This window comes from Paenibacillus sp. YSY-4.3, from assembly GCF_054767475.1.
In genome coordinates this window covers 193237-202664 of record NZ_BAABMC010000009.1, presented here as the reverse complement: position 1 = coordinate 202664, position 9428 = coordinate 193237, and the positions used below count along the sequence as shown (strand labels likewise).

Genomic DNA, 9428 nt, shown 5'->3' with positions numbered 1-9428 from the left:
CTAGATTCGTTATTTTGCCAAAAGCTTGAAAAAACTAAAGCTTACGGACCCAGCAGCCCTTATTGTACAAGTTTCTAGGGAAAACACGATGTTTTGCACCCAATAGCGGAACCAGAGTCCGTTAGCCAATAGAATTCGCCCGATATCGAGTAATAGCGGATCTCATGTCCGTTAGCGACAGGTTCAACCAAAAGCCTCAAAAGCCTCAAGTGCCTCAAGTGCCTCAAGTGCCTCAAGTGCTTCAACCAAAATGTGTGAAGTAGATGCGCTTAATCTCCTATGATTTTGTAGGCAGTGGCCTCATCCGTGACAAGCATCTTGATATAGCCGCCGGTTAAAGCGGCTTTGATACTTTCGATCTTGTGCAGTCCGAAGGCTAGGCCTACTACGTTATCGACCTGCTTCAATTGCTCCAGCCCGATGCCGATGACCCTATTGTTGATCGGATGATCGACGATTTCCCCGTTCTGGTTAATGAATCTTGAGTTGATGTCGGCTACGGTATCCAGGTCCTTCAGTTCGCGCAGCACAGTTTCGTTTAAATAGCCGTACCGTTCCATGGTGGACATGGAGTAGGGGTTGCCGATCCCCACGATCGCCAAGTCTATTTGCTCTCCTTCTTGGAGGACGGACGCTATATTCGGCAGCTTGACGATTTGTTCGTGCAGTTCTTCCGTCTCGACAATCGACGGCGCGTACAGCGATTCGCATTTCCCGCCAAGCCTCTTAGACAACTCGTAGGCGATTTGGTTAGAGTGTACCTCGGTCCGTTCGTTGCCCGTTCCCCCGATCAGCGGAATAATTTTGACGTCATCCTTCTTATCGAGAGGGAACTCCCTGACCATATGGTATAACGAATTTCCCCAAGAGACCCCGATCCGGTCTCCGTTCTTGATCAGCTTCTGGACGAATTGAGCGGCTGCTTTGCCTACCGCGCTGGTAACGAGCTCCTTGTTTAAATCCCGCGTAGGTACAACGAGCACTTGCTGCAGCTGGTAAGCCATTTCCAACTCCTTTTCCAGCTCGGTTGTTTGCTGCGGGTCATCATGCACGATGATTTCCACGACGCCGATCTCCCGGGCTTTTTGAATCATCTTGGAGATGATCGGGCGCGATATGCCGAATTTCTCGGCAATTTTCTCCTGGGTCCAGGATTCATAATAGTAGAGTTTGCAAATTTTCGTCATCAGTTTGATGTTGTCGTTCACGTGCAAAGCCACCTTATCTTTGAAAAATCTTTCTCAAATGCAGGACACCACATAGTATACACGATTATTTAGTGCAAAAAAGCGAGGCGGAATTGCCTGCAGCAAATTTAACAATCGGATGATATAGATTTAACGTAACAAAAACAATGCCGTTTTACAATTGTATTGTGTCGGAACAAATGTAAAGATTGGAACGAAATAATACATAAGTGATTTCCGCATAAGAAGAGCTTGAGGTGAGTGGATGCAATGGATATCAAAATTTTAGGCTACTGGGGAGGTTATCCTTCGGCTGGCGGGGCAACGGCAGGGTATTTGATCGACACGGGAGAAGGCCAGATTTTGCTTGACTGCGGAAGCGGGGTAATGAGCCGCCTGGTGCAGCATACGAGCGTGGACAGGCTGGATGGGGTTATTTTGTCCCACCTTCATTATGATCATATGGCGGATATCGGCATACTGCAGTATGCGGCGGTAAACGCGATTCGCAATGGCAGAATGAAGAAGAAGCTGGTTCTGTTCGCACCGGATGAACCTGCCAACATCTTAAACACGCTGCATGGAGATCATTCAGAGATTCGGCGGATCGATCCGAACCGCGTAATCCGGCTTGCCGGGGCGGATATCGAGTTTGTTTCTGTGTCTCATACGGTTCCATGCTATGCGGTAAAGGTCACTTATCGGGACAAGGTGCTGGTCTACTCGGGCGACACCTCCTACTGCGATGCCCTGGTGGAGCTCGCGAGAGGAGCAGATATTTTTCTCTGTGAGGCGACGATTTGCGAAGGAAGCGTACATACGACCGGGGCAGGCCATATGGACGCAAGCCAGGCGGGAATGATCGCCGATCAGGCCAATGTCAAGCGGCTGGTGCTGGTTCATTTGCCGGGGGACGGCGATTTGGAGTTCATGCGCCAATCGGCCAGCGAGATTTTTAGCGGCCCCGTTGAGCTTCCGGATACCTCGGTCCTATATAGCGTATAAAGGGCCTGGCATATTCAAACTAGAAAGGAGGGATCAAACATTGCAGATGGCATCGAATAAGCAAGACCCGGGAATAGCCCGGGTGCAGGGGATATACCGGTTGCTGGCGTTGGATATGGACGGTACGCTGCTTAATTCTGACAAGATCATAACGCCAGACGTTCATGAGGCGATCAGAGTATATATGCGAAGAGGAGGACGAGTTGCTATCGCCTCTGGCCGCTTTCCGGCTTCGGTCTGGCTGCATGCCAGGGCAGCGGAAATGAACGCGCCTTTAATCGCGTTTAATGGAGCTGTGATATTGGATGAAGCGACAGGCGAACTGAAAGCAGGGACTCCGCTGCCCCCGGAGCATGTACGGGAGTTGATCCGGTTTGCGGACGAGCATGGCGCTTACATCCAACTATACGGCTATAACAAGCTCTATGTTCGCGAATTGAACGAGATGAATGCCCGCTGGCCGCTGGCGAATGTCGTCGTTTCCCCGGGCAAGGAGCTAAATGAACAAAATTACGCAGAGCAGTTGGGCATGATCGAAGTGGTGGCGGTCGGTGATTTGCAGCGGTTCGTGTCCGGTTCTTTCCTGCCGACCCCGCCGATTTATAAAGCGACGATCATCGGCCCAGTCCCGGAACTGGTCCAGGAATGGATGAGGCTACTGGGGGGCGGGCCTCAGGTCAGCTCGAAACCGCAGGAATCGCCGCAGCTAGAGCAAGCACAGCGGGCGACTCCGTTGGCGACTCCGCAGGCCAAGCCGGCATTTACGCTAACCCGGACCGGCCGGCATCGATTCGATGTGAATGCTTACGGGGTAAGCAAGCGCTCAGCATTGGAGTTGCTCTGCCGTGAGCTTTATATCGAACGTTCAGAAGTAGCGGCGGTTGGCGATTACGATAATGATGTCGACATGCTGGCCTGGGCCGGACTCGGCGTTGCCATGGGCAATGCGGAGCCGCATATCAAGCAGCTGGCCAAGGCAGTCACAAGCAGCAATGAGGAAGACGGAGTAGCGAGAGTCATTCACAAATTTCTACTTTAGGATAAGGGGAGAAACCTACGATGTACATAAACCAAGAGAGATTATTTACGTTTAAAAAGACTTCGGTCATCGCCGTCATGGCGGCAGCGATGATGATGTTCAGCGCCTGTGGTATGCCGGCCAAGCCGGCCGCTAACGGGAACACAGGCAGCCCTGCAGCAGGATCAGAGCTGTCCCAGTCTGCTGGATCAGCGCCTGCAGAGATAGCGGGACAGCTCGCATTTTACACATCCCAGCCGGAAGAGGATGCCGCGCAGCTGGTCCAAGCGTTCAACAAGAAATATCCAGACGTTAAAGTGGAGACCTTCCGTTCGGGAACGGAGGAGGTTACCGCCAAAATCCAGGCGGAGAAGCAGGCGGGCAGCGTGCAGGCTGACGTCTTGCTGCTAGCGGATGCCGTTACCTTTGAAGGGTTGAAGCAGGAGGATTTACTGTTGTCTTACAAGTCGCCGGAGGCGGAGCATATCGCCGATGAACTCGTAGACCCGGATGGCATGTACACCGGAACGAAGGTAATTGCCACGATTCTGGCGGCCAATACCGATAAGGTGCCTAATCTGCCGACATCCTGGCAGACGCTCGCTTCCGCGGACAGCAAGGATGCCGCGATCATGCCGAGTCCGCTCTATTCTGGTGCCGCGGCCTATAACATAGGCGTATTTTCGCGGACAGAAGGCTTTGGCTGGGGTTACCTCCAGGTGCTGAAGGACAACAACATGTCGGTTATTAAAGGGAATGGTGCCGTACTAAAAGCGGTTGCCAGCGGGGAGAAATCCTACGGTATGGTCGTTGACTATATGGTCGTCCGCGAGAAAGCGAAGGGCTCCCCGATCGATTTGAGCTATCCGTCTGAGGGAGTACCGATCATTACGGAGCCGATTGCAATTATGAAGGGCACGGATAATCAGGAAGCAGCGCAAGCTTTTGTCGATTTCGTCCTGTCTGAGGAAGGCCAGAAGCTGTCTGTGGAGATTGGATATACACCGATTCGCGAAGGCGTCGCACCACCGGAGGGCTTAAAGGGGATCGCCGATATTAAGATTCTCTCCGGTGACCTAAACACGCTGACCCAGGAGCGCGAAGCGGATAAGAAGAAATTTACGGAACTATTCGGTAACTAAAAAAAGGTGGCATGCAGCTTATGACGGATATCAATACTCCCGGTGCAGAGCTGAGGGCAAGTAGGGAGAAGAGGGGTTTCCCCTTTTCTCTTCCCGGCGTTACCTCAACGGGCCGGAATATGGCCACTGCTGTGGGGATCATTGCGACATTCTTCTTCTTCGTTTTGCCGATCGTCAAGCTTGTGCTGCTTAGTGTACAAGGAGAGCAGGGTTTTTCTCTTAATTATTATGCGGAGTTGCTGCAGCAGGAACGATTCTGGAGAACGATGAGGCATACCTTCGTGATCGTTACCGGTTCAACCTTGCTGTCCGTCTTACTGGGCATGACTGCGGCCTGGCTGATGGCCTACACCGATTTAGCGCACAAAAAGTTGCTGCATCTCCTGATGCTGCTTTGCTTCGTGCTGCCCTCCTATGTCCTAACTCTATCCTGGTCGTCTTTTATGAGCCCGCAGGGATGGATGGCTGTTCTGCTGCAGTGGTTCAGTCCGGGGGCCAAGCCTTGGAGCATGTATAGCGTGGGCGGCATCATATTTGTCATGGGCATTCATCATTTTCCGCTCGTGTATTTATTTACGGTCAACGTGCTGAGAAAAATCCCCCGGGATCTAGAATGGGCCGCGAGCACAGGCGGTGCCGGAAAATGGAAATCCTTTGCCCGGATCACCATGCCTCTGGCATTGCCAGGCGTCACCGCAGGCGGGCTGCTCGTCTTCCTCGCCTCCCTGGATAACTTCGGAATCCCCGCCTTTCTCGGGACGCCAGTCAACATCAGCGTACTAAGCACGCTTATTTATGAGGAGATCATAGGCTTCGGACCGTCCGCTTTTGGGCGGGGGGCTTCCTTGTCCGTCATCCTCGGCTTGATCGCAGTAGTAGGCACGCTGCTGCAGTGGCTGTCCGTTCGCAAAAGCAAACAGGCGGATTCCCTGCGGGCCGATGAGGAGCCGCGCTGTTCGCTCGGCAAGCACCGCTATTGGGTCAATCCGATTCTATGGGGCGGTCTTATGTTCATCACGATCATCCCGTTGTTTTCAATGATTACCCTTTCACTTAAAAAATCCTATGGAGGCAAGGGGTTCAGCAACTTGACCCTAAGTAATTACCGCTACATTCTGCTGGATAATCCGTCCACCTGGAAGTCGATTCTGAACAGCCTGCTGCTCTCCGTCACAACCTTGATCGTCTGCCTGATCATTGGCACCTTGTTTGCCTATTTCCGGGTGCGCAGACCTTCAAAAATCAATCGTCTGGCGGAGCTGGCGATCTCTGTCCCTTATACGCTACCGGGCATCGTCTTTGCCTTGTCCATGATTCTTGTATGGATGGAGCCGATCCCGGGCTGGAATCCGGGCATTTACGGGACGACAACGATTTTATTTATCGCTTATGTCTGCCGGTTCCTCATTTTGCAAATTCGGGCGGGGGTGACCGCGTTTGCGCAGGTCGACGCCTCCATGGAAGAAGCGGCACGTATTTCGGGGGCCGGAGCCTGGCGGCGCTGGCGGAAAATCCTGCTGCCGATGCTGCTGCCAGGGCTGCTTAGCGGAGCGCTGCTCGTCTTTCTGACGGCGCTGACCGAATTAACGGTCTCGGCGCTGCTCTACTCTTCTGGTTCCCAGACCATCGGAGTGACGATTTTCGGGTTTGAACAGGCCGGGAACACCCTTTATTCCACGGCTCTATCCAGCCTCATCGTATTCCTGATTTTCGCGGGCGCGGGATTGCTGGGACTTCTTCAGAAATTTACTTTCCGAAAAGGGGTGCAATCATGACCATTCAATTAAAACAGGTGAGTAAGACATTCGGGAGCTTTCAGGCTCTGCAATCCATCGACTTAAACATTGCGGATGGTGAATTCGTAGCGATCCTAGGTCCCTCGGGCTGCGGCAAAACTACTCTGCTGCGCATGCTCGCGGGCTTTGAACAGCCGACCTCCGGGGAGATTAACATAGGTGGCAGCGTCGTAGCTTCCGCCCGATCCAGTCTTCCCCCGGAAAAAAGACGAATCGGTATGGTGTTCCAGAATTTTGCCCTCTGGCCGCATATGAATATTTATGAGCATGTCCGGTTTCCGATTCGGACGCATAAGGAGACGCCGCGGGCGATCCGCGAGCGGGAGGACGAGCGGATTAACGAGGTGCTCCGGCTTGTGGGGCTCGAGCAGCTTGCTAAGCGGATGCCGCACGAGCTGTCCGGCGGCCAGAAGCAGCGGGTCGCCATTGCCCGAGCAATCGCTCCCCAGCCGACGCTGCTGTTGATGGACGAACCGCTAAGCAGTCTGGACGCGATGCTGCGGATGGACATGCGGCGGGAAATCCAGTCCGTGCATCGCGAGACGGGCTCCGCGATCGTTTATGTGACGCATGACCAGGGAGAAGCCTTGTCCATGGCCGACCGGATCGTCGTCATGAAGGATGGGCGAATCGAGCAGGTTGGCACGCCGCAGGAAATTTATTTGCGCCCGCAGACTGAATTTGTTGCCCGTTTCGTATCCAAGGCGAATTTAATACAGGGAAGCTGGAGCGGCAACCGCTTTATGCCGCTCGGCGCGGACCCTTCGACGTTTTGGCCTGGGGATGCGGTCGCGGACTGCTTCAAGTCGCAGGGACTGTACCCGGTGCGGCCCGATCAATTCCGGCTCGAGCCGGCCCGCGCCGGCGGGCTGTATGGGGAAATTGTGAATGTCCAGTTTCAAGGGAAAGAGTTCAATTATGATGTCCGCGCAGCAGGTCAGCAATGGGAAGTGATCTCTCCGGCTGCCTTTAAGCTCCATGACCAGGTTGCGCTGCATATTCCCGGCGTAGCGTCGAACGCTTCTTTGGATGCTTCTTCTAGCACAGGCTTGAGTTCAGCTTCTGATGCAGCTGTGCTTCAGGCTACGTCAGGGTGGTGAGTAAAGTGACGGCCCTGAATGCACCAGTGGCAGGCCGCCGGGCAATCGTGTTCTTCGATATTGACGGCACTTTGTTGGATCATCACAAGCAGCTGCCCGGTTCAGCGAAGGAAGCCATTCAGGCCTTGCAGGGCCTTGGCCACGAGGTTGCGCTGGCGACAGGCCGCTCCCCATTTATGCTGCAGCGAGTAGCCGAAGAACTGGGGATTGATTCCTACGTCGGCTTTAACGGCCAGTATGTCGTAATGAGGGGGGAGCGCATCTATACGAATCCGTTCCGGAAAGAAGATCTGGATGAATTGTCACAGTTCGCTGCGGTAAACGGACATGCGTTGGTGTACTTAAATGCAGACTCAATGCGGAGCAGCATGACGCATCACCCCTATGTCGAAGAATGTATTGCCTCGCTGGAATATGCTCATCCTCCATGCGACCCCGAATACTTCCGAGGGCGTTCCATCTATCAGACGATGCTATTCTGCAAGGAGCCGGAGGATCGGCAGTACCGGGAAAAGTTTTCGGGGCTCAGCTTTGTGCGCTGGCATCCCTTCTCACTGGACGTGCTCCCGGGCGGAGGCTCGAAAGCGAGCGGCATCGCCCAACTCATTCGCAGGCTGGGCTTCGAGCCGCAGGAAGCCTACGCGTTCGGCGACAATCTGAACGATTTAGAGATGCTGCAGTATGTGGGACACGGCATTGCGATGGGGAATGCGCCGGACTGCGTTAAGCAAGCTGCAAAATATGTGACGGCGGATGTAGACCGGCATGGAATCGCTCGCGGGCTGCAAATGGTGGGGCTGCTGTCGTGAATAACGTAAGCGCGGGCTGGTTTCGACCGGGCGAGCGCGATTCGTGGATGATCGGCGGCGGCTGGACCATTGCTGAATAACTGCTGGTCAGTGGTTAGCGATGCGGCGGAGGGATTTTGGTAAATGCAAGGGCTGGATTTATAATGTAAAGAAGTGGCGGAGCTGGGAAACGTGGGCGATGGGAGGGTCTGTTCAGAAGCTGGAAGTTGTGGTATAATAAACAGTCGTTTGCTCTTGATGTGTTGAACGTTGAGGGACGGCTATTTTCAGGAAACTTCCATGTAAAGAGAGGTGGCTTCCCTTGTTAGATCGACTTCAATCTTTGGCTGACCGCTACGAGAAGCTGAGCGAATTGCTCTGCGATCCGGATGTAGCGAATGACACGAAGAAACTAAGGGATTATTCCAAGGAACAATCGGATTTGCAGCCTGCTTATGAGGCTTATACCGAATATAAGAAAGTCATCGAAGAGCTTGAGGCGGCGAAAGCCATGCAGGCCGAGAAGCTGGACGATGAAATGCGCGAAATGGTCAAGATGGAAATCGAGGAGCTGTCCTCCCGCCAGCAGGAGCTGGAGGAGCATATTCGCATTCTCCTTTTACCTAAAGACCCGAACGATGACAAGAACGTTATCGTGGAAATCCGCGGCGCGGCCGGAGGGGATGAAGCGGCTTTGTTTGCTGCCGACTTGTACCGCATGTATACGCGTTTTGCCGATAATCAAGGCTGGAAAGTGGATGTTATGGACGTCAACGAGAGCGATCTCGGGGGCTTCAAGGAAATTATTTTCATGATTAACGGCCGCGGCGCTTACAGCAAAATGAAATACGAGAGCGGCGCGCATCGCGTGCAGCGTATCCCGGCGACGGAGTCAGGCGGACGGATTCATACTTCCACCTCAACGGTAGCGGTTATGCCGGAGGCTGAGGAAGTGGACATTGAGATTCTCGACAAGGATATCCGCGTCGATACGTTCTGCTCCAGCGGTGCTGGCGGACAGTCCGTTAACACGACGAAGTCGGCGGTGCGGGTAACGCATATCCCGACGGGGATCGTGGCGACATGCCAGGACGGCAAATCGCAGAACTCCAATAAGGAGAAGGCGCTGCAGGTGCTGCGGGCCCGGATTTCCGACATGATGCGCCAAGAGGAAGAGGCGAAGTACGCTGGCGAGCGGAAAAGTAAAGTAGGTACGGGAGACCGCAGTGAGCGGATTCGGACTTACAATTACCCGCAGAGCCGGGTAACTGACCACCGGATCGGCTTGACCGTTCATAAGCTGGACTATGTGATGAACGGGGATATCGAAGAGTTTGTATCTGCGCTGACTTTGGCAGAGCAAGCTGAAATGATGGATAAAGGAGAATAACG

General features: G+C 53.7%; 8 protein-coding genes. 7 read left to right on the top strand and 1 reads right to left on the bottom strand.

Annotated elements, in window-relative coordinates; all coding sequences use genetic code 11:
* Positions 1–269: 269 nt before the first annotated feature.
* Entirely contained in the window at positions 270–1208 is a 939-nt protein-coding gene (locus tag ACYUJT_RS22450; RefSeq protein ID WP_460326531.1) for a sugar-binding transcriptional regulator, read from the bottom strand.
* 249 nt (positions 1209–1457) lie between these two features.
* On the opposite strand from ACYUJT_RS22450, the gene ACYUJT_RS22445 reads away from it, so the two are divergent.
* From ACYUJT_RS22445 to prfA, 7 genes are all read left to right on the top strand, one after another.
* Positions 1458–2192 carry an MBL fold metallo-hydrolase gene (locus tag ACYUJT_RS22445; protein WP_460326529.1) on the top strand — a complete coding sequence of 245 codons (735 nt, stop codon included), beginning with the start codon at positions 1458–1460 and terminating at the stop codon, positions 2190–2192.
* Between the two features lie 46 nt (positions 2193–2238).
* Positions 2239–3231 (top strand): Cof-type HAD-IIB family hydrolase, encoded by a 993-nt coding sequence (locus ACYUJT_RS22440; RefSeq protein WP_460326544.1) that lies wholly within the window; start codon positions 2239–2241, stop codon positions 3229–3231.
* Between the two features lie 20 nt (positions 3232–3251).
* A complete protein-coding gene (locus tag ACYUJT_RS22435) occupies positions 3252–4352 on the top strand; it encodes an ABC transporter substrate-binding protein (protein WP_460326527.1) in 1101 nt (366 codons plus the stop codon).
* 20 nt (positions 4353–4372) lie between these two features.
* A complete protein-coding gene (locus ACYUJT_RS22430; protein ID WP_460326525.1) occupies positions 4373–6127 on the top strand; it encodes an ABC transporter permease in 1755 nt (584 codons plus the stop codon).
* On the top strand, positions 6124–7248 hold the full coding sequence (locus ACYUJT_RS22425) for an ABC transporter ATP-binding protein (protein WP_460326523.1): 1125 nt from the start codon (positions 6124–6126) through the stop codon (positions 7246–7248). The genes ACYUJT_RS22430 and ACYUJT_RS22425 overlap by 4 nt, the downstream gene beginning before the upstream one ends.
* A complete protein-coding gene (locus tag ACYUJT_RS22420; protein WP_460326521.1) occupies positions 7245–8057 on the top strand; it encodes a Cof-type HAD-IIB family hydrolase in 813 nt (270 codons plus the stop codon). The genes ACYUJT_RS22425 and ACYUJT_RS22420 overlap by 4 nt, the downstream gene beginning before the upstream one ends.
* 301 nt (positions 8058–8358) lie before the next feature.
* A complete protein-coding gene (gene prfA / locus ACYUJT_RS22415) occupies positions 8359–9426 on the top strand; it encodes a peptide chain release factor 1 (RefSeq protein WP_460326519.1) in 1068 nt (355 codons plus the stop codon).
* The last annotated feature ends 2 nt before the right edge of the window (positions 9427–9428 follow it).

Coding starts and splice junctions, on each gene's coding strand:
- ACYUJT_RS22445 (WP_460326529.1), top strand. CDS start 1,458: ATGGATATCAAAATTTTAGGCTACTGGGGAGGTTATCCTTCGGCTGGC.
- ACYUJT_RS22435 (WP_460326527.1), top strand. CDS start 3,252: ATGTACATAAACCAAGAGAGATTATTTACGTTTAAAAAGACTTCGGTC.
- ACYUJT_RS22440 (WP_460326544.1), top strand. CDS start 2,239: ATGGCATCGAATAAGCAAGACCCGGGAATAGCCCGGGTGCAGGGGATA.
- ACYUJT_RS22430 (WP_460326525.1), top strand. CDS start 4,373: ATGACGGATATCAATACTCCCGGTGCAGAGCTGAGGGCAAGTAGGGAG.
- ACYUJT_RS22425 (WP_460326523.1), top strand. CDS start 6,124: ATGACCATTCAATTAAAACAGGTGAGTAAGACATTCGGGAGCTTTCAG.